Source organism: Streptococcus sp. OMI750, from assembly GCF_047463895.1.
GTDB lineage: Bacteria > Bacillota > Bacilli > Lactobacillales > Streptococcaceae > Streptococcus.
This window is the reverse complement of record NZ_JASHCZ010000003.1, coordinates 255,286-279,335: the sequence shown is the minus strand read 5'-3', so window position 1 is coordinate 279,335 and position 24,050 is coordinate 255,286. Positions and strand designations below refer to the sequence as shown.

Below are 24,050 nucleotides of genomic sequence, written 5' to 3'. Positions count from 1 at the left end.
GATAAGGTAGTCGCTTAGCAAGAGATTGAGTCTAGAGAGATCTAGGCTCATTTGGGAGTTTAGCTCAGCTGGGAGAGCATCTGCCTTACAAGCAGAGGGTCAGCGGTTCGATCCCGTTAACTCCCATTCAAGCGGGTGTAGTTTAGTGGTAAAACTACAGCCTTCCAAGCTGTTGTCGCGAGTTCGATTCTCGTCACCCGCTTTGAACATTTGTTCATTACCAAGTTGTTTAACTTGGGCGCGTAGCTCAGGTGGTTAGAGCGCACGCCTGATAAGCGTGAGGTCGGTGGTTCGAGTCCACTCGTGCCCATTAATAGTATGGTCCGTTGGTCAAGGGGTTAAGACACCGCCTTTTCACGGCGGTAACACGGGTTCGAATCCCGTACGGACTATATTTTTGGAGGATTACCCAAGTCCGGCTGAAGGGAACGGTCTTGAAAACCGTCAGGCGTGTAAAAGCGTGCGTGGGTTCGAATCCCACATCCTCCTTAATAGTAACGCGGGATGGAGCAGCTCGGTAGCTCGTCGGGCTCATAACCCGAAGGTCGTAGGTTCAAATCCTGCTCCCGCAATATTTGGCTCGGTAGCTCAGTTGGTAGAGCAATGGATTGAAGCTCCATGTGTCGGCGGTTCGATTCCGTCTCGCGCCATTACATTTATAATTAGGAAGGGTAGCGAAGAGGCTAAACGCGGCGGACTGTAAATCCGCTCCTTCGGGTTCGGGGGTTCGAATCCCTCCCCTTCCATCCTTTACGGGCATAGTTTAAAGGTAGAACTAAGGTCTCCAAAACCTTCAGTGTGGGTTCAATTCCTACTGCCCGTGTTTATAATTATGGCGGGTGTGGTGAAGTGGTTAACACACCAGATTGTGGCTCTGGCATGCGTGGGTTCGATCCCCATCACTCGCCTATTTATTATTTATATTATTGGGGTATAGCCAAGCGGTAAGGCAAGGGACTTTGACTCCCTCATGCGTTGGTTCGAATCCAGCTACCCCAGTTAAATTTATGCCGGCGTGGCGGAATTGGCAGACGCGCTGGACTCAAAATCCAGTGTCCGCAAGGACGTGCCGGTTCGACCCCGGCCGCCGGTATAGTATTAAAGACAAGGTTTTCGGACCTTGTCTTTTTCTTTTATTTGTTGAATTTATAACGCTGAGTTACTTAAAATTACTAGTTTTATAACAAATCATCTAATTTATCCGCTAATTTTTGTTGCTTGCTTGGATACAAATGAGAGTATGTATCTATTGTTGTAGTTATAGAAGCATGTCCTAACCTTTCTTTTACGACAAGATAATCTTCTCCTTGGTTTATTAGTAGGGAAGCATGTGAATGCCTGAAGTCATGAATTCTTATTTTTTTTAAAGAACTATCTCTTTGTAATATTTTTTTATATTGTTTTTCGATTGAATCTTTAGTTATCGTAATCGGGCTATTTTGAAATATCTGTAGATCATCTAGGTTGGTTGTAAATTCTTTTAATCTTTCATGCTGTGTTTGCCTCCATTCTTCTAGTGTCTCCACTAGTTTGGTGTTCATGATGATTCTTCGGGTTCCAGCTTTTGTCTTTGTACTACTAATGTGTTCTTCACCTTTTTTAACGTATATTGATTTACTTACATGGATTGTATTTGTACAAAACTCTATGTCCTTCCACGTTAGAGCAAGAGCTTCTCCGAGTCTTAGACCAGTAAAAAATAGAACTGTGAATAGTAATTTTATATTGTATTCATCGTTGCTAAATAGGGTTAAGAAGTGCTTAAATTCTTTTACTGTCCAGAAATTTAATTTTACTTTTTCTATTGGTAATTTTTTCAGTAATCCTACGGGATGTTCCTTGTAAAATCCCTTTCTTAATCCAACATCCAGAATTTTCTTTAGTAAAATTATAATTTTATTAATAGTGTTTGGACTTATCTTCTTTTCTGAGTTTTGAGCATTTTTATCTCTTAGATGTTCTCTGAATTGATAGATATCTTCATAAGTTAATTTAGCTACATCATCAACTTTTTCAAAATAGTTTTTTATATGCCTGTTATAGTTGTTTTCTTGTGTATCTATATAGCTTTGTTTTCTGTTGTTTATTCTATCCTCTTCTTTTAAGAGATCATAAAGGATATCAATTGATATTTTTGAGTTGAAACTTTTTTCTTTAAGTTCGACACTTCGTAAGTATTGTTCGGCCTCCAATGCTTCTTTTTTAGTTTTGAATCCTTTTCTTACAATTCTACGTTGTTTTAGAGATATTGGATTTATACCATTGGAAACATCAACAATCCAAGTTCCGTCTCTACTTTTACGTAAAGCCATAAGCTACGCTTCTTTCTGGAGTTCAATTCCTAATAGTTCTTCTGCGACACTGGCTGGAATTGTACCAATCCGTTTGTTATCGTAGATGTTAAAACCACGATTCACTAATAGTAATTTGCCGGTATGGATAATCTTTCTTGCAGTTCCTGGAGCAAATCCAAGTTCGATAAGGTCATCTTTTGTTACAGTTTTAATCATGTGATCTCCTTTTCTAATTAGATTAAGTAAGGGGAGGATTAACTCCCCTTGTATTTTACTTATTTTTGTTTTACATCTACTAAATGGATAGCATCTGCCTTGTAATACATTGTCGTGCTAATCATAGTAGCTTGTAAATTGTCAAATGTAACTGGTACCTCGTCCATTGCTTGGATATAGTCATTATCAACCAAGGCATCTGGATTGTCTACTGAGACTTGGGTTGATTTCTTTTTGAATTGTCCATCCTTGATTGTTACATTGTATTTCCAACCAATGATTTTATCGGTATTAAAACGTCTTTCGCTACCATCTCGGTTTTTGATAATTTCTCCGTTTGCATCTGCTCGGACTTCCGTTTCAAATTTTGGAATAACTTCATCCAATTCAAATTTTGTTCCAATGTTATTAAAATTCCAGTCATTTTGTGAAAGCATTTTTGCCATAATTAATTTCTCCTTTTGATATTTTCTTTGATTGTGGGGATCAAATCCTCTCTTTTAAAGAGAATTGCCCTTTCTATTAATCCACTTGCTAAATCTGGTGGATATTCCATATTGTTGAGTGCAAGATAGTTAGATTTCTCGTACTCATGCAGTAAATTATTGTCGTATAGAAATTTATACGCTTTTAGAATAGCCCCTGAACCTTTATAAGTAAACCATTCTAATTTTTGTTCTAGTTCTGTTTTTGATTTTGAAATAATGATAGAGACAGGTTTTGAGTGACCTAAAAACTTTTCCCAAGATCTCAAAGGTTTTGAGAAGTGACTATCACTATAGAACCTCACTTTTTCCTTGAGATATCCCTTGGTAAAGTTGAGAAGGTCTATTTCTGAATGCAACCATTCTTGAATGAAGTAGTGAGCTTTTTCTTTCCTAAGTTCTAACTCAGTTCTTATCCAATTTTCTATATACCGCTTGCTGATACCGAGCTTCTCAGCTCGTTCTAAGCGTTTATCGTAAATTCTAAGTCTTTCATCATCATTGGGTTTTCTCAAATATAAGGTCTGGCCGATTGTTTCATCTCCGTAGGTATTGTAGTAGGTACTTTTTCCATATATAAAGCGTTTCTTCTGACAAATCTTTAGAAGCTGATTAGGAGTGAAATAGGGTGTTTCATTAAAATCATCTATTGCAATATCAATTCGTCTTACTGAAAATTGATTGTAATTGTAGTAGAGGTTGTTCAGAAACTGTCTTTCGGACAGACTATTTGGATCTAATACCATATCTCTATAGAACTCGAGTGCCTGTCCTGACATGACAAGCATGTAGGACGACTCTTTCGCTCCATAGTAGATACGGATATTCCCATAATGAAGCTGGCTATCATAGTTATAGTATTTAAGGCTCCCTATATTCTCAATAAATAGGTCATAGTCAAGAAATAGAATGTCTTCGATTATTTCTCTTGGCGAAAATTCAGTCTTATCAAACTGAATTTGAATCCAGTCAAATACAGAACGTAAATGTTCATTTTTTGCCATAGATTTTGATTCAACTTTTTGCCTAATTTTGCCACCCTTAAAATCTACGAAACCCTTGGAAATACTGAATTCTTTCGATGGTACACCTAACTTGCAGAGGGTGGTGTTACTACACACCCTATCGGTCAAAAATGGTCCGTCCGCATCTACGCTCATTTTCGGCTTTCTGCCTCATGGCTCAGCCGAAAACTCGCTATTAGCCGAACCTATTTTTTGACCTCTCGTTAACAAACCCTAGTAAGCCGGTTTGCATCGACTCTTCAATATCTTGGATTTTCTTTTTTAGGTTGGAATTCTCAATTTTTATCAGTCGCATTTCTCGCTTAAATTCCTGTTTTAAGGCGCTCAGTTCATCGTAGAGCTCATCTATTACTTGGTTTAGGGATTCATGCTCATTGTCTGCTAGACTCCCAAATACGGCTTGTATAGCCTCTTTTAGACCTATTTCAAGTTTTAGTTTAGCTAACTTTTGAAATTGTCTAAGGTCTTCGTCTGTAAAATCATAGGCAACTGTATAACTTAATTGATGAGTTCTGGGATTTCTACTGATAGGAACTTTAATTTTCTTAAATTCCTTGCCACTTATCTCTTTAATCAGTTGAATCCAATTTTTAAGAGTAGAGGTAGAGTTTAGGCCAGAAATTTGATTGACTAACTCTTTATTGGTCATCTTTTTGTGAAACCTCCGAAATTTTCTTGTGCAACTGAAGAGTTTTCTGTGGTATAATTGTTACATAATATGTTTTGATCTTGGAACGAACGGCACATTTGTTTCAAGATTTTTTATTTTGTCGAATCTTACCTCCTTTATTAAAATTTTTTAAATCGACTACTAGTTACATACGCTTTTACCTCCTTTTATGCTATAATATTCTCAATGGAATATTCAATCTCAAAATAAATATTCCTTATGGAATAATTCTATTTTATACCGTTTGGAATATTTTGTCAAGCTAAAATATACGAATAAGAATATCTATAGGAGAATTATGTATACAGAGGATTATAAATTTTCAGAGAGGTTAAAAACTCTCAGAAAATCAAAAAAGTTAACTCAAGTACAAATATCGGAATTAATTGGAGTTCAACAAGGGACATATTCTCGGTGGGAGAATGGAACGTTAGAACCAGGATTAGAATTCGTTGTGAAATTGGCAAATATCTTTGGGACTACTACAGATTATTTGCTGGGACAAAAACCTTATTCAATTATCAGTAGTTTACCTCTAGAACAATTAGATCTTACCAATATTGCAAACTTTTCAAAGGATGAGTTTGATATTTTGAAACATTCAATAGCAGTTTCGGTGGCAAGAAATAAAATAAAGGCAACAGAACTAAAAGATAGAGTTATAGAAAAAAATCAGTTGTCAGAAAAAGATGCAGAACTTTTGAATAAGATTTTTGAAGAAGTTAAAACTTATTGGGAAAATTAGGAGGACGCTAGTCTTCAAAATTCCCTCCCAAAATGTGTCCAAAATATTGACAGAATTCTAGCTTTTCATTATAGTTCTTATGGAACTTTTTTTCTACAACAAAATAGGCTCCATAATATCCATAGGGGATTTACCCACTACAAATAGTATAGAGCCGGTTTTATTAATGTCCTGCATTTCCTAATAAGTTAACCATGACAACACCAATGATAATCAAAATTAAACCGATAATGCTATAAACATTTAGTGTTTCTTTGAAAATCATTACTGAGATAGAGGCTATCAAAACTAAACCGACAGCTGACCATGTTGCATAAGCTATTCCTACAGGAATTTTTTGCATTGCTAGTGATAAGAAATAGAAACAAACGCCATAGCTAAGTAGGGCAGAAACGGTTGGAATAGGCTTTGTAAAACCGTCTGATAATTTCAAAAGGTTAGTTCCCAATATCTCTCCTACAATGGCGATAAAAAGATAAAAGTATGACATGTCTTTAACCTCCTATATGTCATGTTTTTGCTCTAAGAGCTATTATAGCTATCCGTTTTTTATAAATCTTGGCACAAGTCATGAGAATTTGTAGTAAAACTGTGGCAGACACTTTTTCAGAACCAATAGCTGATAAGTTTAGTATATCATAAGATAAATTTTAAATAAAGTCTTGATTTATTTCAATGTCTTGCGTGGTCTCGATTTTACTGGTAAAATTACTTTTAAGAACTTTAAAAAAGAGGCTTCTATATTTGACAAAACAATGACTTGTTGTCCCGAATGTGGGCATCCTTTGGAGAAAAAATTTTTAAAAGATGAGGGAGATATTCCTTATTGTTCACAATGTGCGAGTTTTCGTTTTCCAGTCTTTAATACAGCAATTAGTGCGATTTTATTTAATGAAAAACATGATAAGATTCTCTTGATTAAGCAATATGACATGGCTGAGCATATTTTGCTAGCTGGTTATGTGTCTAATGATATTCACAACCAATTTCTACAATCATTAAAGGCAATTAATTTAGCCTCTCTTATTACGGATATGGGTAATAAAATTGCACAAAACTAGTCCAAAACTCTTTTTAATAAGGAGTATACTTTCTAGCATTTTATAGTTACTAAAAAGTATCTAAACTTTGGAAGTGATACTAAGTTTTAAAAAATATTATGGAAAAAAAGCTTATAAAATCAATATTTCTGAGATTTAAAACTAATAATATTAGACTCAAAATCCAGTGTCCATTAGGACGTGCCGGTTCGACCCCGGCCGCCGGTATAGATTATAAAAGGAGTTTTTACTCCTTTTTTTGTTTGTTTTTTTTCTTTTTTGTGATATAATTAACCGGTAAAGTTTCTTTTAGTGAATTAGAAGGAGTTAATTTTGTCTGAAGTTGCAAATAAAATCGATCGATTTTTAAATTCTATTTTATTGTTATCAGAAAATCAGCATGAGATTTTAGTTGGTTCTTGTACAAGTGGTGTTTCATTAACCAACACTCAGGAACATATTTTGATGCTGGTTGCTGATGAAGCTCTAACCAATTCTGTCTTAGCTAAGAAATTGAATGTCAGTCAGGCGGCTATCACAAAGGCCGTGAAGCCCTTATTAAGTCAGGGGATGTTAGAGACTTATCGCGATGAGAATGATGCTCGGGTTCTCTATTATCGCTTAACTGAGATTGGTAAGCCGATTGCATTAGAGCATCAGCACCACCATCAGCATACTCTTCACACTTATGAGGATGTTTTGTCGAAGTTTACTAAGAATGAGCAAGGGGTTATTTCGAGGTTTTTAGATTTATTGGAAGAGGAGTTATAGTTTGAGGTATATTACGGTTTCAAATTTATCGTTTTATTATGATCGGGAACCGGTTTTAGAAGGGATCAATTACTACTTAGATAGTGGGGAGTTTGTGACCTTGACCGGGGAAAATGGTGCTGCTAAGTCAACCTTGATTAAGGCTAGCCTTGGGATTTTACAGCCCAAGGTCGGGACAGTTGAGATTTCAAAGACAAATGTAAAGGGAAAGAAGTTAAGGATTGCTTATCTTCCACAACAGATTGCTAGTTTTAATGCTGGATTTCCAAGTACGGTCTATGAATTTGTGAAGTCAGGTCGGTATCCTCGTAAAGGCTGGTTTCGAAAGTTGAATGAGCACGATGAAAAACATATTCTGAAGAGTTTAGAATCTGTTGGGATGCTGGAGTTCAAGGATCGGGCGATTGGTTCTTTGTCTGGTGGTCAGAAACAGCGGGCCGTCATTGCTCGGATGTTTGCTTCAGATCCGGATATTTTTGTTTTAGATGAACCGACAACAGGGATGGATGCGACGACAAAGAGTGATTTTTATGAGTTGATGCATCATAGTGCGCATCACCATCAAAAATCTGTTTTGATGATTACTCATGACCCTGAAGAGGTTAACCAGTTTGCGGATCGGAATATTCATTTGGTTCGCGACCAGAGCTCTCCTTGGAGATGTTTTAACGTCCATGATACAGAAGGGGAGGGTGACCATGCTTGATTTATTCCAGTATGATTTTATGCAGCGGGCCTTGTTAGCTATGGTTGCCATGAGTCTTTTTTCTCCTGTGTTAGGGATTTTCTTGATTTTAAGACGGCAGAGTCTGATGAGTGATACTCTGAGTCACGTCTCTCTTGCGGGTGTCGCTTTTGGGCTTTTCCTTGGGATCTCTCCAATGCTCTCGACTATGATCATTGTCATTATAGCTGCGGTCTTTCTTGAGTATTTGCGGACCTTATTTAAGGACTTTATGGAGATCGGGACGGCAATTTTAATGTCCACTGGTCTTGCCCTAGCTTTAGTACTGATGCGTGGTGGTGGGAAAAGCTCGATGAGCTTGGATCAGTATTTGTTTGGTTCTACCCTAACCATTACGGATGAACAGGTGATCGCCTTGTTTGTGATTGCTTTCGTTGTATTAGTGCTGACGGCCTTATTCTTGCGTCCTATGTATATTTTGACCTTTGATGAAGATACGGCCTTTGTAGATGGCCTTCCGGTCCGGACCATGTCCATCTTATTTAATGTGGTAACGGGGGTTGCTATCGCCTTAATGATTCCTGCAGCAGGATCGTTATTGGTTTCAACCATCATGGTCTTACCGGCTAGTATTGCGCTGAAATTAGGGAAGAACTTCCGTGGGGTCATGCTGATTGCGGTCATCATTGGTTTTATGGGGATGTTTAGTGGGTTGATTTTGTCTTATATTGCAGATACACCAGCGAGTGCCAGCATCACGCTTTTATTTGTGGCACTGTTCTTGCTTGTGAATCTTGGATCACGTTTGAGGAAATAGATATGAACTTTAAAAAATTTGGTTGGTTATTGTTAGTGGCTTTAACACTTGTTTTGACAGCTTGTGGCAAAAGTCAGAGTCAAAATGGGAAATTAAAAGTGATGACCACTTTTTATCCTGTTTATGATTTTACAAAAAATATTGTCGGAGATGAAGGAACGGTAGACCTGCTCATTGGAGCGGGATCAGAGCCTCATGAATATGAATTGTCTGCTAAGGGGCGGGCTATGATTCAAGATTCGGATGTTTTCGTCTATGAAAATGAAAATATGGAAACGTGGGTTCCAAATCTTTTGAAATCAATGAAGGATAAGAAAACCAAAGTGATCGATGCTACCAAGGGTATGGTCTTGCTTCCTGGATTGGAAGAGGAACATGAACACGAAGGTGGCGAAGAACACCATCATGAATATGATCCTCACCTTTGGCTCTCTCCACATCGTGCCATGAAGATGGTAGAGTCGATTCGTGATCAGTTGGTCGCAGCTTATCCAGATAAGAAAAAGACGTTTGAGAAAAATGCCCAAGCCTATCTGAAGAAATTACAGGCTTTGGATCAAGCTTATCAGGATGGATTGAAAGATGCGAAGCAAAAGAATTTCGTAACCCAACACGCGGCTTTCCGTTACTTGGCCTTGGATTATGGCTTAAACCAGGTGGCTATTTCAGGAATTTCACCTGATAGCGAGCCTTCTGCTGCACGATTGCGTGAATTGACAGAGTATATCAAGAAAAATGAGATCAAGGTCATTTACTTTGAGGAAAATGCTTCTAAGTCCTTGGCGAAAACCTTGTCTTCTGAAGCTGGTGTTGAGTTGGCTGTCTTAAATCCTTTGGAAAGCTTGACGGATCAAGAAATGAAAGATGGCGAAGACTACGTGTCTGTTATGAAGGAGAATTTGAAGGCGCTAGAGAAAACAACGTCACAAGCTGGTAAGGATATTCAACCGGAACATGAGGAAGATTCTAAGACGGTTCAAAAGGGCTATTTCGAGGATAGTCAAGTGAAGGATCGTAGCTTGGCAAATTATGCAGGTGATTGGAAATCGGTTTATCCATACTTGCAAGATGGAACGTTGGATCAGGTCTTTGATTATAAGGCAAAATTAAATCCAACTATGACGGCTGCTGAGTATAAGGAATATTATACCAAGGGTTACCAAACAGATATTGATCGGATTAAGATTGATAAGGATTCAATGGAGTTTTATCAAAAAGGATCTTCTAAGAAATATACCTATAAATACGTAGGTAAGCACATTTTGACTTATAAGAAGGGAAATCGTGGTGTTCGTTATCTCTTTGAAGCGAAAGAGAGCGATGCGGGAGACTTCAAATATGTTCAATTTAGTGACCATGAAATTACTCCGGTAAAGGCAGCTCACTTCCACATTTTCCATGGAGGAAAGAGTCAAGAAGCGCTTTATGATGAGTTAGAAAATTGGCCAACTTATTATCCTTCCAACTTATCTGGTTTAGAAGTGGCACAGGAAATGCTGGCTCATTAAGAGCTGTATCAAAAGAGAGACTAGGACTGATTATCCCGGTCTCTTTTTGATTAAAAATGAGGAGTGAAGCTTGTCAAATACTTGAAAATACGTTACAATGAAAGGGCTTTAAACTAAAAAAATGTATGGGGAATTTTAAATGAAAAAAGTTGGTGCAATTCTTGTGAGTCTTCTCAGTGTAGTCCTGTTGCTAGCTTGTTCGCAACAGAGCGCGAGTAAGAAATCAGATTCTTCTTCTAGTCAAACGAGTGCTTCTTCTGAGGTGAAAAAGACGACAGCTTCTAGTTCAGAAGTGAAGGAGAAAGAAAAAAAAGAAGAGAAAAAAGAAGTGAAGAAAATGGATCTTGAGGCGATTGCTAATGGAGATTACAGCAGTATTGCTGGGATTTGGCAAGATGATAAGGGAAACAAGCTGGTCTTTAACGACAAAGGGTTGGTCTCACAAGAGTTAGAGGGCTATGGAGCTTCTTTGACGGATTATGGAACAGCATCAGAAGGCATTTATGGTGGTCGTGATGGAGGCTTCTTGTTGGAGTATATTCCTGCGGGAGTGACCATTGGTGATCAGGTCGATGATCAAGGACAAGTGGTCTTTAAGGATACATCAGATGCCTCTAAAAACCGCTTGTGGTCTGGTGTTGGTATCGCTAGTTTTGGGGAACAAGGCTCGATCTACTATCATGTAGGAGATGAATAACAGAAAAAAGAGGCTGGGACAAAAGTCCTAGCCTCTCAATTGTTTTTGGATTGTCAAGCAAGACGCAGTGGTTGAGTGGGCTCTACTACGCTGATTTCATCAGCTTTTACAGCCCTACTCAACTGTGCGGAGGTGGGACGACGAAATCGAATTCTAATGAATTACCGATTTCTGTCCCACTCTCTTTTTCTTATGCATGTGGGGGGAGCCAAGAAAGCTCAAACTGGAGCAATTGGGCTTCAAGGAGATCTTGATGGGAAATCTCTTGTTTCTCTTTGCCATCTAATAGGGCTTTTTGGATGAAATAGGCGCCTGCAGTGTGTGAGTTGGCGCAAATTTTGAGCTCATGATTTGGAAGATGGAGAAGAACTTCTTTAAAGAGAGGGAGGCCCAGATCATAGATTGGTTTTCCTGGGCAGGTTGGGTAGAGTCCAAGGGCTGACCAGATGTACCAAGCAGATAGGCTACCATTGTCCTCATCACCTGGATAGGCTTGGAAATCTTGATGAAAAGCTTGAGAACGGATCTGGTGGATCAGGAGATTGGTGTATTCGGGATGAAGGCTGTGACGGAAGAGGTAGGGAATGTGAAAGCTGGGTTGATTGGAGATGGCGATCTGCCCAAATGGGGCTTGGGCCATTTCACTCATTTCATGGATTTCATAGCCATATCCTCTTACATCAAATTGAGGTTTTTGATTGGCTAGATCCAGCAGTCGTTGGGTAAAGGCTTTTTTACCGCCCATTAGCTCTATCAGGCCGGAGAGGTCGTGTAAGGCTCCAAAAGTAGCCTGGGTTGCAGAACATTCTGCATAATCTCCTCCCCAGCTGGTAGGAGAGAAGGGTTCTTTAAAGTTTCCATTGGTGGATCGCGCCCTCATGAAGCCTGTTTGGGTATCATACAATGTTCGGTAGGAGAAGCTAGAAGCAGCATACCGAGCGGCTGTTTTTGTATGCCCCAATTGCTTGGCAACGGTAGCAATGCAAAAGTCACTATAGGCATAATCGAGGCTATAGCTCACACTTTCGTGAAAATCATCGGGTAGGTAGCCAAGGGCCTTGTAGCTTTCATTGCCATGGCGACCAAAATGTTGAGTGGGATCTGTTTTTTGGGCCGTCTGGAGCATGGCTGTCAGCATGTTTTCATGTAGGTCTGGTGCGATCCCTTTTGTGACAGCATCCGCAAAGACTCCATCGATGAGGGTACCTGGCATCATTCCTCGTTCATCTGGGGCCAACCATTTTGGTAGAAAACCAGTATCCTTGTAAGTGTTTAAAAATCCTTCGAGAAAGTGACGGTAGTAATCGGGGTAGCCAAGGCTAAAGAGCGGAAAAGAGGTCCGAAAGAGGTCCCAAAATCCGATATTCGTATAAGCTTTTCCTGATTTGATTTCATTATGGGTGACATCCAGGTGCCAGTCATTTCCCTCAGTATCCGTTTCATAAAAAGTTTGAGGGAAAAGGAGGAGTCTGTAAAGGCAATGGTCGAAAAAGGCTTGGTCACACCCTCCGCTATCCTTCACTTCAATTCGTTTTAGCAGCTGATTCCATTGATCGGTTGCTTCTTTTTTAGCTTCCTCTAGGGAAGGGTTGGGAAGATGGCTGTGAGCCATGTCTTGGGACAGATAAGAAGTTCCTAATTGGACGGTCACTTCATTGCTAGAAAAGGTGAGAAAAAGATCTTGATCGATATGAGTGACGTTCTCGATCGGCTGGCTAAATTGCCACTGGAGAAAGAAAGAGTAGAAAGTATCTGCGGTATGGGCCTGATCCAGAATGTGGAAGTGGCAGGTTTGGTCTGTCAGAGTCAAGTCCTCTAGTTCCTTTGCTGCATGAAAGCAGAGTGTTAGCTTTTCTGGTGCTCGAAAGCGCATGACAGCCCCGTAGCGACTTGGAACCAGCTCGCTTTGAATCTGATAACGTTCCGAAAAAATACGAAGGTAGTGGGGCTGGAAAAGAGCTTCTTTCATTGAATAACTGCTTTGGCGACGGAAGAGGTCGGAACTTGCAATTTCTCCTGTGATGGGCGTGATGAGGCACCAAGCGTAGTCTCCTATCCAAGGACTAGGCTGGTGGGTGAGACGAAATCCCTGAAAAATAGGGAGATTGGGGTTGAAAAACCAAGCTCCTTGTTCGTGTGTCGTCTGAGGAAGAAAGTAGTTCATCCCAAAAGGGACTCCGGTATAAGGGAGGGTGTTCCCGTGCGAATAGTGGGGATGATTATCGCTTCCCCAGCGGGTATCGATGGTTTGGCAATGTGTGCGCATCTTGTCTCCTTTTTCTTCATCAACCTTAAATGATCTGTGTTTTTCTTGGAACACGCGCTGGTATTTTCTTCATTGTATCAAAGTGTTGTCAAATATGATAGCGTTTTTATCAAATGGAAAATTTAGTAGAAAAAGGGCTATAGTTTGCGTATGTATTTCCCTTTTGAAATCTTTTATACTGAATAGGAAAGAATCGATACGTGTGAGGAAAATAAATGACCTATTCAAAAGAAATTGTGCGAGAATGGTTGGATCAAGTGGCTGAGCGAGCTAAGGAGTACCCTGAGTGGGTGGATGTCTTTGAACGTTGTTATACAGACACTTTGGACAATACAGTTGAAATTTTAGAAGATGGCTCAACCTTTGTGTTAACAGGGGACATCCCAGCTATGTGGTTGCGTGACTCAACGGCTCAATTGAGGCCTTATCTTCATGTGGCTAAACGAGATCCCCAATTGCGTCAGACCATTGCTGGTTTGGTCAAACGCCAGATGACCTTGATCCTCAAGGATCCCTATGCCAACTCTTTCAATATTGAGGAGAACTGGAAAGGCCATCACGAGACTGATCACACCGATTTGAATGGCTGGATTTGGGAACGCAAGTATGAAGTAGATTCGCTGTGCTACCCCTTGCAGTTGGCTTATCTTCTGTGGAAAGAAACTGGTGAGACTAGCCAATTTGATGAAACATTTATCACAGCGACTAAGGAAATTCTTCATCTCTGGACAGTGGAACAAGACCACAAAAATTCCCCTTATCGCTTTGTTCGGGATACAGATCGTAAGGAAGACACGCTGGTAAATGACGGATTTGGTCCTGACTTTGCTGTGACAGGGATGACCTGGTCAGCCTTTCGTCCAAGTGATGACTGCTGTCAGTATAGTTACTTGATTCCGTCCAATATGTTTGCAGTGGTTGTCTTGGGTTATGTGCAAGAAATCTTCGCAACATTGAATCTAGCCGATAGCGAGAGCATCATTGCAGATGCCAAACGCCTGCAAGCGGAGATTCAAGAAGGGATCGAAAACTACGCCTACACGACTAACAGCAAGGGCGAGAAGATCTATGCTTTTGAAGTAGACGGTTTGGGAAATGCTAGTATCATGGATGATCCAAACGTGCCAAGCTTGTTGGCAGCTCCTTATCTGGGATATTGCGCCATTGACGATGAGGTCTACCAAGCTACTCGTCGGACGATTTTGAGCCCTGAAAATCCTTACTTCTATGAAGGGAAGTATGCTAGTGGGCTCGGAAGTTCTCATACCTTTTATCGCTATATCTGGCCGATTGCTTTATCCATTCAAGGATTGACAACAAATGATAAAGCTGAGAAAAAACATTTGCTGGACCAGTTGGTTGCCTGCGATGGAGGCACGGGCGTCATGCACGAAAGTTTCCATGTAGATGATCCAACCAAATACTCGCGTGAATGGTTCTCTTGGGCCAACATGATGTTCTGTGAATTGGTCTTGGATTACTTGGATATTCGCTAATGAGCTGTCGCTTAACAGATTCTGGGAAAGAATCAAAAATATATTTTTAAATTTAAGTTAGAATGAGGTTTTACTCATGGAAAATGTTGTTGTACATATCATCTCTCACAGCCACTGGGATCGTGAGTGGTATTTACCTTTTGAAAGTCACCGCATGCAATTGGTGGAACTCTTTGACAATCTCTTTGATCTTTTTGAAAATGACCCTGAATTCAAAAGTTTCCACTTGGATGGACAAACCATTGTCCTTGACGACTATTTAGAAATTCGCCCTGAAAACCGTGACAAGGTGCAGCGCTATATCGACGAGGGCAAGCTCAAGATTGGTCCCTTCTACATCTTGCAGGATGATTACTTGATCTCCAGCGAAGCCAATGTCCGCAATACCTTGATCGGACAGGCTGAATGCGCTAAATGGGGCAAATCCACTCAGATTGGTTACTTCCCAGATACCTTTGGAAATATGGGGCAAGCACCTCAAATTCTTCAAAAATCAGGTATCCACGTAGCAGCCTTTGGTCGTGGAGTCAAACCAATCGGATTTGACAACCAAGTCCTCGAAGATGAGCAGTTTACCTCTCAATTTTCTGAAATGTACTGGCAAGGGGCGGATGGTAGTCGCGTACTCGGTATTCTTTTTGCCAACTGGTACAGTAATGGGAATGAAATTCCAGTGGATAAAGATGAAGCCTTGGCTTTCTGGAAACAAAAATTAGCAGACGTTCGTGATTATGCCTCAACCAACCAATGGTTGATGATGAACGGTTGTGACCATCAACCAGTTCAACGGAACTTGAGTGAAGCTATTCGCGTGGCCAATGAACTCTTCCCTGACGTGACCTTTATTCATAGCTCTTTTGATGAATATGTGCAAGCAGTGGAAAGTGCGCTTCCTGAACAATTATCAACAGTTACGGGAGAATTGACCAGTCAGGAAACGGATGGTTGGTACACACTGGCAAATACGTCTTCCTCTCGGATTTATCTCAAGCAAGCCTTCCAAGAAAACAGCAACTTGCTCGAGCAAGTGGTGGAACCTTTGACCATCATTACTGGTGGGCACAACCACAAGGATCAATTGACCTATGCCTGGAAGACACTCTTACAAAATGCGCCACACGATAGTATTTGTGGATGTAGCGTAGATGATGTTCACCGTGAAATGGAAGTTCGTTTTGCCAAGGTCAACCAAGTCGGAAACTTTGTCAAGACCAACCTTCTGAACGAATGGAAGGGTAAACTAGCGACTCAAAAAGCCCAGAGTGAGCACCTCTTTACGGTCATCAACACTGGCGTGCATAATAAGGTGGACACCGTCAGCACGATTGTCGATGTTGCGGTTTGTCCATTTAAGGAATTGCATCCGACAGAAGGCTTCAAGAAAATGGCTGCTTTGAGCTTACCAGACTACCATGTAGAGGATTTAGATGGACATATTGTAGAAGCAGAGATTGAAGACTTGGGAGCAAGCTTTGGCTATACCCTGCCTAAGGATAAATTCCGCCAACCCTATATTGCACGTCAAGTGCGCGTGACGGTTCCTGTTCATTTGGCAGCCTTGTCTTGGACGACCTTCCAGCTCTTGGAAGGCAAAGCACCTCATCATGATGGTCTGTTCCAAAATGGGGTGATCGATACGCCATTTGTAACCCTTAGTATCGATGATGGCTTGACCCTCTATGATAAAACGACCAATGAGGCTTATGAGGATTTCCTTCGCTTTGAAGATCGTGGGGATATCGGTAATGAATATATCTACTTCCAACCAAAAGGAACCGAGCCGATCTATGCGGAGTTAACAGCTTATGAGGTCTTGGAAAACAATGCTCGCTATGCCAAAATCTTGCTCAAGCATGACTTGACGATCCCGGTCAGCGCGGATGAACAATTGGATGCGGAGCAAAGAGGCATTATCGAGTTTATGAACCGCAAGGCAAGTCGCTCAGAAGAGATGACAACCATCCCTCTTGAAACGGAGATGACCATCTTTGTGGATGACCCGCAAATTCGCTTCAAGACACGCTTTACCAATACTGCTAAGGATCACCGCATTCGTCTCTTGGTCAAAACTCATAACACTCGTCCAAGCAATGACTCGGAAAGCATTTATGAGGTGGTCACACGGCCAAATAAACCGGCTGCTTCTTGGGAAAATCCTGAAAATCCTCAACACCAGCAAGCTTTCGTCAGCTTGTATGATGACGTCAAAGGGGTAACAGTGGCCAATAAAGGATTGCATGAATACGAAATCCTTGGAGACGATACGATAGCTGTAACACTTCTCCGTGCTTCCGGTGAACTTGGTGACTGGGGCTATTTCCCAACACCAGAAGCACAATGCTTACGGGACTTTGAGGTTGAATATGCAGTAGAATGCCATCAAGCTCAGGGGCGCTTCTCAGCTTATTGCCGAGCGAAAGCTTTGCAGACACCGATGACCAGCCTTCAAGTTGAAAAACAAGAAGGAAGTGTAGCAGCGTCTGGTAGCTTACTCAAGCATACAGCTTTGACACATCCTCAGGTTTGTCCAACAGCCTTTAAGGTAGCGGAAAATGAAGAAGGTTACATCCTTCGCTATTACAACATGAGCCAAGAAAATGTGCGCGTGTCAGAAGGACAACAAACGGTTGTCGATCTTCTGGAACAACCGTATCCGGTCCATACAGGTTTATTGGCACCGCAAGAAATCCGGACAGAATGGATTAAAAAAGAAGAAATCTAATTTCAAAAAGATAACATAAAAAGAAAGGAGGAGCGAAAAGAGTAAGAACCGACTGCTGACTCGCTCCTTTTTACAGGTAAAAGCCATGACCCTTGCAACGATTGATATCGGAGGGACTGGGATTAAGTTTGCTAGTCTCACTCCGGATGGAAAGATTTTAGATAAGGCCAGCACCCCAACGCCAAAAACTCTAGAAGATTTGTTGGTTTGGTTGGACCAGCTATTGTCAGAACGTGACTACCGTGGGATTGCCATGAGTGTACCAGGAGCTGTTAACCAAGAAACAGGTGTGATTGAAGGGATCAGTGCCATTCCTTATATTCATGGTTTTTCTTGGTATGAGGCGCTTGCCCATCACCAACTACCTGTCCATCTAGAAAATGATGCCAACTGTGTTGGACTGAGTGAACTGCTGGCACATCCTGAGATTGAAAATGCAGCCTGTGTCGTGATTGGTACAGGGATCGGTGGAGCTATGATTATCAATGGCAAGCTTCACCGAGGTCGTCATGGATTGGGAGGAGAGTTTGGCTATATGACCACCATTGAACCCGCAGAAAAGCTCAACAACTGGTCACAACTCGCTTCTACAGGAAACATGGTTCGCTATGTGATTGAAAAATCAGGTCAGTCTGACTGGGATGGACGTAAGGTCTACCAAGAGGCTGCAGCCGGCAATGCCCTTTGCCAGGAAGCCATTGAGCGCATGAATCGTAATCTTGCTCAAGGACTGCTCAATATCCAGTATCTCATTGACCCAGATGTGATTAGCCTAGGTGGCTCTATCAGTCAAAACCCAGATTTTATCAAAGGGGTTCAAAAAGCAGTGGACGCCTTTGTGGACAGATATGAAGAATATACCATCGCTCCAGTCATTCAAGCCTGCACCTATCAGGCAGATGCCAATCTCTACGGTGCCCTTGTCAACTGGTTACAGGAGGAAAACCAATGGTAACTTTTACAGGACTTAGTCCCAAACAAGCCCAATCTATCGAAGTATTAAAAAATCACATTTCTCTACCAGATGTAGAAGTGGCAGTCGCTCAGTCTGACCAAGCTTCTATCTCTATCAAGGGGGAGAAGGGGCAGTATCAACTGACCTACCGTAAACCGCATCAACTCTACCGTGCTTTATCTGTGCTAGCAACAGCTTTAGCAGAAGGGGACAAGGTAGAGATTGAAGAGCAGGCGGCCTATGAAGATTTAGCCTATATGGCGGACTGTTCGCGCAATGCCGTGCTCAATGTCGCATCTGCCAAGCAGATGATTGAGGTCTTAGCTCTTATGGGTTATTCAACTTTTGAGCTCTACATGGAAGACACTTATCAAATCGAGGGACAACCTTACTTTGGTTATTTCCGTGGAGCTTATGCTGCTGAAGAGTTACAGGAAATCGAAGCCTACGCCCAGCAGTTTGACATGACCTTTGTACCATGTATCCAGACCTTGGCCCACTTATCAGCCTTTGTCAAATGGGGGGTCAAAGAAGTGCAAGAACTCCGTGATGTAGAGGACATTCTCCTTATCGGCGAAGAAAAAGTTTACAACCTAATTGACGGCATGTTTGCGACTTTGTCTAAACTGCAGACACGCAAGGTCAATATCGGCATGGACGAAGCCCACTTGGTTGGTTTGGGACGTTACCTTATCCTAAACGGTGTTGTGGACCGTAGCCTCCTCATGTGCCAACATTTGGAGCGCGTGCTGGATATTGCAGACAAGTATGGTTTCCACTGCCAGATGTGGAGCGATATGTTCTTCAAACTCATGTCAGCAGATGGCCAGTACGACCGTGATGTCGAAATTCCAGAAGAAACTCGTGTTTACTTAGACCGTCTCAAAGACCGTGTGACCTTGGTTTACTGGGATTATTATCAGGATAGCGAAGAAAAATACAATCGTAACTTCCGTAATCACCACAAGATTAGCCAGGATATCGCTTTTGCAGGTGGAGCTTGGAAGTGGATTGGTTTTACACCACACAACCATTTCAGCCGTCTCATTGCAGTCGAAGCCAATAAAGCTTGCCGTGCCAATAACATCAAAGAAGTGATTGTAACTGGTTGGGGGGACAATGGTGGGGAAACAGCCCAGTTTTCTATCCTGCCAAGCTTACAAATCTGGGCGGAGCTTAGCTACCGCAATGATTTAGAGCGTCTATCTGCCCACTTCAAGACCAATACAGGCCTATCCGTTGAGGACTTCATGCAGCTGGATCTGGCCAATCTCTTGCCAGACCTACCAGATAATCTCAGTGGGATCAATCCTAACCGTTATGTCTTTTATCAGGATGTCCTCTGTCCAATCCTTGACAAGCACATGACTCCTGAACAGGATAAACCCCACTTTGCCCAAGCAGCTGAGACTCTTGCTGCTATTAAAGAAAAAGCAGGCGTCTATGCTTATCTCTTTGAGACTCAGGCTCAGTTGAATGCTATTTTAAGTAGCAAGGTGGATGTGGGACGACGCATTCGTCAAGCCTATCATGCAGGCGATAAAGAGAGCTTGCAACAAATTACTCGAGAAGAACTGCCAAAACTCAGAAGCCAGATCGAAACCTTCCACAATCTCTTTAGCGACCAATGGCTGAAAGAGAATAAGGTCTTTGGCTTGGATACAGTAGACATTCGTATGGGAGGCCTCTTGCAACGGATCAAGCGCGCAGAAAGCCGCATTGAAACCTACCTTGCAGGTGAAATTTCTCGTATCGACGAACTAGAAGTAGACATCTTGTCATTTAATGATTTCTACGGAGATAAGGACTTCGCCGCAACGACAGCTAACCAGTGGCATACTATTGCGACAGCTTCGACTATTTATACGACCTAAAAAATGCCAAGTTGGATGACAGAAGTCTCATCCACGGTCGATAGGAGTAAAAGAGGAGCTGTGTTTACGATCGCCCTTTTCTACTCCTTTTTTAAATCTATGTCATAAATTTGTAGAATTTTTTCTATAATTAGGAGTTTGAAAATCGAAAGGGGCTATCTTATAATAAGTGATGTAAACGCTATCAATGCATAAACACGCTCAAGACTCAAAGGGGGGAGTTAGATGAAAAAGTTTGTGAGAACTCTGAGAGAAAATTTCATTTTTCTTTTAATGGTCTTACCTGGTGCAGCGTGGTTAATCTTATTCTTCTATATCCCGGTTTTTGGGAATATCGTAGCATTTAAGGACTATCATATCACAGGAGAAGGCTTCGTCGACAGTGTTATGAAGAGTAAGTGGGTTGGTTTTGACAACTTCAAGTTCCTCTTTAGTTCCAAAGATGCCTACATTATTACAAGAAACACGGTATTGTACAACTTAGGATTTATCTTCCTAGGATTGATTGTTTCCGTTGGGATCGCCATCATCTTTAGTGAGTTGAGATCAAAAAGAGTGGTCAAGGTGCTTCAAACCTCCATGCTCTTCCCATATTTCCTATCATGGGTTATCATCAGCTTCTTCACCGATGCCTTCCTAAATGTAGACAAAGGATTGGTCAACCACATCTTAACTTCATTTGGCATGAAAGCCATCAATTTCTACTCAGAATTGTGGATCTGGCCAGCGCTTCTCCTCTTCCTAGGGATATGGAAAGGCTTTGGTTATAGCAGTGTCATGTACTATGCGACCATCATGGGAATCGATCCAACCTTCTATGAAGCAGCGACCGTGGATGGTGCCTCTAAGTGGCAACGCATTCGCAACATCACCATTCCTCAGTTGTCTTCCTTGATTACGGTCTTGACCATTCTTGCAGTCGGAAATATCTTCCGCGCAGACTTCGGTCTTTTCTACCAAATTCCGCATAATGCTGGAGCACTCTATAGTGTGACCAACGTTATAGATGTCTATGTCTACAACGGTTTGACCAAGTCAGGGGATATCGGGATGACTGCGGCAGCAGGGCTTTACCAATCAGTTGTCGGTCTGGTTCTTGTGTTAATCTCAAATATCATTGCCCGTCGCATTGATAAGAATGCTGCTCTCTTCTAGAAAGGAGGATCGTATGAAAAAATCAACCATTCAAAAAGAAAAAATTGATAATGTCGGGATCCATTCTTTCAGTAAGAAGAGCAACTTTTTCTTCACTTTATTGTTGACCCTAGTCGGCTTGACCTGTGTGCTTCCCTTCATCTTTGTTGTCATGATCTCTTTGACAGATGAACAAAGTTTGGCAGTCCATGGTTTCCAATTCTGGCCAGCAAAATTTGGATTTGACGGCTACCTTTTCTTGGTACAGTTTAAAGAAAAAATCTTGCAAGCCCTCTTCATTACCTTGTTTGTGACCATTGTGGGTACAGCATGTAATGTCTTTATCACAACAACCTATGCTTATGCGATCTCACGGACGACCTTTAAATACCGCAAGTTTTTTACCGTATTTTCACTCCTTAGCATGCTCTTTAGTGCAGGGTTGGTACCAAGCTACATTGTTACCACTCAACTCTTGCAGTTAGGTGATACCATCGGGGCTTTGATTATCCCAATGTTGCTCAGCCCATTTAACATCATCTTGATGCGGACCTTCTTTAAACGGACCATTCCGGAAGCCATTCTGGAATCTGCTCGGATCGATGGGGCAAGTGAAACACGGATCTTCTTCCAAATCTGCTTACCATTGTCTCTCCCAGGGATTGCAACCATTAGTCTCTTTACCGCTTTGGGATTCTGGAACGACTGGTTCAACGCCCTTCTCTATATTAAGAGTGACAACCTTTACCCATTGCAATACCTCTTGATGCAAATCCAAAACAATATGGATTACATCGCTAAAAACGTCGGGGTATCCGGCCAATTGGCAGGAGCTGTACAATCCATCCCACGGGAAACAGGACGTATGGCCATGGTGGTTGTGGCGACTGTGCCAATCGCCATTCTCTATCCATTCTTCCAACGCTACTTTGTAAAAGGCTTAACCATCGGTGGTGTGAAAGAATAGGAAAACAATCGAAAATCAACATGATTTTCAACTCATAACTTAGTCTATAAAGAAAATAACATAAAGGAGATTTTTCTTATGAAAAATTGGAAAAAATACGCGTTAGCATCTGCTAGTGTCATTGCTCTTGGAGCTACTCTTGCTGCTTGTGGGAACCTTACAGGGAACAACAAGAAATCAGCAACAACAGAAGATGGTAAACCAATCATCAAAATGTACCAAATCGGTGACAAACCAGATAACTTGGATACCTTGTTAGAAAACGCCAACAAGATCATTGAAAAGAAAGTTGGTGCTAAATTAGATATCCAATACCTTGGTTGGGGTGATTATGCACAAAAAATGAACGTTATCATCTCATCTGGTGAAAACTATGATATTGCCTTTGCCAATAACTACGTGATCAATGCTCAAAAAGGTGCTTACGCTGACTTGACAGAGTTGTACAAGAAAGAAGGAAAAGACCTTTACAAAGCGCTTGACCCAGCTTATATCAAAGGAAACACTGTAAACGGCAAGATCTATGCTGTTCCAGTAGCAGCCAACGTTGCATCTTCTCAAAACTTTGCCTTCAACGGACCACTTGTTGAAAAATATGGTATCGACATCTCAAACGTGAAAGACTATGCTTCTCTTGAACCAGTCTTGAAAGCCATTAAAGAAAAAGATCCAAACGTTGTTCCATTTGCAATGAACAAGAGTTACGGTGGACCTTCAGATGACTTCGACTATGTGGCTGTTGATGGACTTCCATTCGTTGTTGACTTGAAAGGTGACACTACGAAGATCGTGGACCGTTACACAATCCCTCGTTATGTAGAAAACTTGAAGACTCTTCACAAATACTACGAAGCAGGATACATTCCAAAAGACGTAGCAACAAGCGATACTGGTTATGACCTTTCTCAAGATACTTGGTTGGTTCGTGAAGAAACAGTAGGGCCAGCTGACTACGGTAACAGCTTGCTTACTCGTGTAGCAAACCGTAAGATTGATATCAAACCATTTACTGAACTTTACAAGAAGAACAACACCACTCAAGTAGCTAACTTTGTTATCTCAAACAACTCTAAGAACAAAGAAAAAGCGATGGAAGTGTTGAACCTCTTGAATACAAACCCAGAACTCTTGAATGGTCTTGTGTACGGACCAGAAGGCAAGAACTGGGAAAAAGTTGACGGTAAAGAAAACCGTGTGAAAGTCTTGGATGGCTACAACGGAAACACTCACATGTCTGGATGGAACACAGGTAACAACTGGATTCTTTACATCAACGAAAATGTAACGGATGAACAAATTGCACAATCTAAGAAAGACTTGGAAACTGCAAAAGAATCTCCAGCATTAGGTTTCATCTTTAACACAGATAATGTGAAATCAGAAATCACTGCTCTTACAAATACTTTGAACCAATTCGCAGGTGCGATCAATACTGGTACTGTGGATCCTGAAGTAGAAGTTCCTAAGATGCTTGAAAAATTGAAATCAGAAGGTGCTTACCAAAAAGTGCTTGACGAAATGCAAAAACAATACGACGAATACCTTGCTTCTAAAAAATAAGAAACAGGTCGTGTAAAAAGGCTTTGGAGGGATCTCCAGAGTCTTTTTGTTTCCTTATGAAAATGAATCATGTAAATGAGAATTAAAATGTTAGAGTACCATTGTAAGTGTGTGAAAACGTTT

21 protein-coding genes and 12 tRNA genes are annotated in these 24,050 nt (G+C 41.2%); 26 read left to right on the top strand and 7 right to left on the bottom strand.

Annotation, left to right across the window (positions count from 1 at the left end):
- The first annotated feature begins 53 nt into the window (after positions 1-53).
- The 12 genes from QM830_RS08015 (at position 54) to QM830_RS07960 (ending at position 1,093) form a co-directional block, all read left to right on the top strand.
- Positions 54-126, top strand: a tRNA-Val gene (locus QM830_RS08015).
- A 5-nt stretch (positions 127-131) separates the two neighbouring features.
- Positions 132-202: transfer RNA gene (locus QM830_RS08010), tRNA-Gly, on the top strand.
- Between the two features lie 34 nt (positions 203-236).
- A tRNA-Ile gene (locus QM830_RS08005) sits at positions 237-310 on the top strand.
- Between the two features lie 10 nt (positions 311-320).
- Positions 321-392: transfer RNA gene (locus tag QM830_RS08000), tRNA-Glu, on the top strand.
- Positions 393-399: 7 nt separating this feature from the next.
- Positions 400-489, top strand: a tRNA-Ser gene (locus QM830_RS07995).
- A 9-nt stretch (positions 490-498) separates the two neighbouring features.
- Positions 499-572, top strand: a tRNA-Met gene (locus tag QM830_RS07990).
- A 5-nt stretch (positions 573-577) separates the two neighbouring features.
- Positions 578-650: transfer RNA gene (locus QM830_RS07985), tRNA-Phe, on the top strand.
- 15 nt (positions 651-665) lie between these two features.
- A tRNA-Tyr gene (locus QM830_RS07980) sits at positions 666-746 on the top strand.
- Between the two features lie 6 nt (positions 747-752).
- A tRNA-Trp gene (locus QM830_RS07975) sits at positions 753-823 on the top strand.
- A gap of 12 nt (positions 824-835) precedes the next feature.
- A tRNA-His gene (locus QM830_RS07970) sits at positions 836-908 on the top strand.
- Between the two features lie 19 nt (positions 909-927).
- Positions 928-999, top strand: a tRNA-Gln gene (locus QM830_RS07965).
- Positions 1,000-1,009: 10 nt separating this feature from the next.
- Positions 1,010-1,093: transfer RNA gene (locus QM830_RS07960), tRNA-Leu, on the top strand.
- Positions 1,094-1,178: 85 nt separating this feature from the next.
- Here QM830_RS07960 and QM830_RS07955 read toward each other — a convergent pair.
- From QM830_RS07955 to QM830_RS07935, 5 genes are read right to left on the bottom strand one after another with little or no spacing between them, the layout of a single operon-like run.
- The gene (locus QM830_RS07955; RefSeq protein ID WP_414326383.1) at positions 1,179-2,312 is read right to left on the bottom strand and encodes a tyrosine-type recombinase/integrase; all 1,134 of its coding nucleotides are present in this window, start codon (positions 2,310-2,312) and stop codon (positions 1,179-1,181) included.
- Between the two features lie 3 nt (positions 2,313-2,315).
- Positions 2,316-2,510 (bottom strand): DUF3173 domain-containing protein, encoded by a 195-nt coding sequence (locus QM830_RS07950; RefSeq protein ID WP_000598356.1) that lies wholly within the window; start codon positions 2,508-2,510, stop codon positions 2,316-2,318.
- A 59-nt stretch (positions 2,511-2,569) separates the two neighbouring features.
- A complete protein-coding gene (locus QM830_RS07945; protein WP_001096843.1) occupies positions 2,570-2,956 on the bottom strand; it encodes a hypothetical protein in 387 nt (128 codons plus the stop codon).
- A 2-nt stretch (positions 2,957-2,958) separates the two neighbouring features.
- Positions 2,959-4,155 carry a replication initiation factor domain-containing protein gene (locus tag QM830_RS07940; protein ID WP_414326380.1) on the bottom strand — a complete coding sequence of 399 codons (1,197 nt, stop codon included), beginning with the start codon at positions 4,153-4,155 and terminating at the stop codon, positions 2,959-2,961.
- A gap of 40 nt (positions 4,156-4,195) precedes the next feature.
- Entirely contained in the window at positions 4,196-4,669 is a 474-nt protein-coding gene (locus tag QM830_RS07935) for a hypothetical protein (RefSeq protein ID WP_075227842.1), read from the bottom strand.
- A 319-nt stretch (positions 4,670-4,988) separates the two neighbouring features.
- On the opposite strand from QM830_RS07935, the gene QM830_RS07930 reads away from it, so the two are divergent.
- Positions 4,989-5,435 (top strand): helix-turn-helix transcriptional regulator, encoded by a 447-nt coding sequence (locus QM830_RS07930; RefSeq protein WP_000287814.1) that lies wholly within the window; start codon positions 4,989-4,991, stop codon positions 5,433-5,435.
- Positions 5,436-5,598: 163 nt separating this feature from the next.
- Here QM830_RS07930 and QM830_RS07925 read toward each other — a convergent pair whose 3' ends face one another.
- Positions 5,599-5,925, bottom strand: a complete 327-nt coding sequence (locus QM830_RS07925) for a DMT family transporter (RefSeq protein WP_049505554.1) — start codon at positions 5,923-5,925, stop codon at positions 5,599-5,601.
- A gap of 172 nt (positions 5,926-6,097) precedes the next feature.
- On the opposite strand from QM830_RS07925, the gene QM830_RS07920 reads away from it, so the two are divergent.
- From QM830_RS07920 to QM830_RS07895, 6 genes are all read left to right on the top strand, one after another.
- The gene (locus QM830_RS07920; RefSeq protein ID WP_049496811.1) at positions 6,098-6,496 is read left to right on the top strand and encodes a hypothetical protein; all 399 of its coding nucleotides are present in this window, start codon (positions 6,098-6,100) and stop codon (positions 6,494-6,496) included.
- A 312-nt stretch (positions 6,497-6,808) separates the two neighbouring features.
- Positions 6,809-7,246, top strand: a complete 438-nt coding sequence (locus QM830_RS07915; RefSeq protein WP_003004547.1) for a zinc-dependent MarR family transcriptional regulator — start codon at positions 6,809-6,811, stop codon at positions 7,244-7,246.
- 1 nt (position 7,247) lies between these two features.
- Entirely contained in the window at positions 7,248-7,952 is a 705-nt protein-coding gene (locus QM830_RS07910) for a metal ABC transporter ATP-binding protein (RefSeq protein ID WP_003013743.1), read from the top strand.
- The gene (locus QM830_RS07905; protein ID WP_414326376.1) at positions 7,945-8,748 is read left to right on the top strand and encodes a metal ABC transporter permease; all 804 of its coding nucleotides are present in this window, start codon (positions 7,945-7,947) and stop codon (positions 8,746-8,748) included. The genes QM830_RS07910 and QM830_RS07905 overlap by 8 nt, the downstream gene beginning before the upstream one ends.
- Before the next feature lie 2 nt (positions 8,749-8,750).
- On the top strand, positions 8,751-10,256 hold the full coding sequence (locus QM830_RS07900) for a zinc ABC transporter substrate-binding protein AdcA (protein ID WP_155200276.1): 1,506 nt from the start codon (positions 8,751-8,753) through the stop codon (positions 10,254-10,256).
- A 139-nt stretch (positions 10,257-10,395) separates the two neighbouring features.
- On the top strand, positions 10,396-10,953 hold the full coding sequence (locus QM830_RS07895) for a DUF6287 domain-containing protein (protein WP_155200275.1): 558 nt from the start codon (positions 10,396-10,398) through the stop codon (positions 10,951-10,953).
- Between the two features lie 190 nt (positions 10,954-11,143).
- Here the strand turns inward: QM830_RS07895 and QM830_RS07890 are convergent, their stop codons facing one another.
- Positions 11,144-13,219 carry a GH92 family glycosyl hydrolase gene (locus QM830_RS07890; protein WP_414326374.1) on the bottom strand — a complete coding sequence of 692 codons (2,076 nt, stop codon included), beginning with the start codon at positions 13,217-13,219 and terminating at the stop codon, positions 11,144-11,146.
- A gap of 215 nt (positions 13,220-13,434) precedes the next feature.
- Here QM830_RS07890 and QM830_RS07885 point away from each other — a divergent pair, with 215 nt between their 5' ends.
- From QM830_RS07885 to QM830_RS07855, 7 genes are all read left to right on the top strand, one after another.
- Positions 13,435-14,715, top strand: coding sequence for a glycoside hydrolase family 125 protein (locus tag QM830_RS07885; RefSeq protein WP_155200273.1), 1,281 nt, complete (start codon positions 13,435-13,437; stop codon positions 14,713-14,715).
- Between the two features lie 76 nt (positions 14,716-14,791).
- Positions 14,792-17,437, top strand: coding sequence for an alpha-mannosidase (locus QM830_RS07880; protein WP_414326371.1), 2,646 nt, complete (start codon positions 14,792-14,794; stop codon positions 17,435-17,437).
- Positions 17,438-17,522: 85 nt separating this feature from the next.
- Positions 17,523-18,392 (top strand): ROK family protein, encoded by an 870-nt coding sequence (locus QM830_RS07875; protein ID WP_254728580.1) that lies wholly within the window; start codon positions 17,523-17,525, stop codon positions 18,390-18,392.
- On the top strand, positions 18,386-20,266 hold the full coding sequence (locus QM830_RS07870; protein ID WP_414326369.1) for a beta-N-acetylhexosaminidase: 1,881 nt from the start codon (positions 18,386-18,388) through the stop codon (positions 20,264-20,266). Before QM830_RS07875 ends, QM830_RS07870 begins: the two co-directional genes overlap by 7 nt.
- Positions 20,267-20,491: 225 nt before the next feature.
- Complete coding sequence (locus QM830_RS07865) at positions 20,492-21,421, top strand: ABC transporter permease (RefSeq protein WP_414326367.1); 930 nt, start codon at positions 20,492-20,494, stop codon at positions 21,419-21,421.
- Positions 21,422-21,434: 13 nt separating this feature from the next.
- On the top strand, positions 21,435-22,367 hold the full coding sequence (locus QM830_RS07860) for a carbohydrate ABC transporter permease (protein ID WP_414326365.1): 933 nt from the start codon (positions 21,435-21,437) through the stop codon (positions 22,365-22,367).
- A gap of 78 nt (positions 22,368-22,445) precedes the next feature.
- The gene (locus QM830_RS07855) at positions 22,446-23,927 is read left to right on the top strand and encodes an ABC transporter substrate-binding protein (RefSeq protein WP_009732050.1); all 1,482 of its coding nucleotides are present in this window, start codon (positions 22,446-22,448) and stop codon (positions 23,925-23,927) included.
- Positions 23,928-24,050 lie beyond the last annotated feature (123 nt).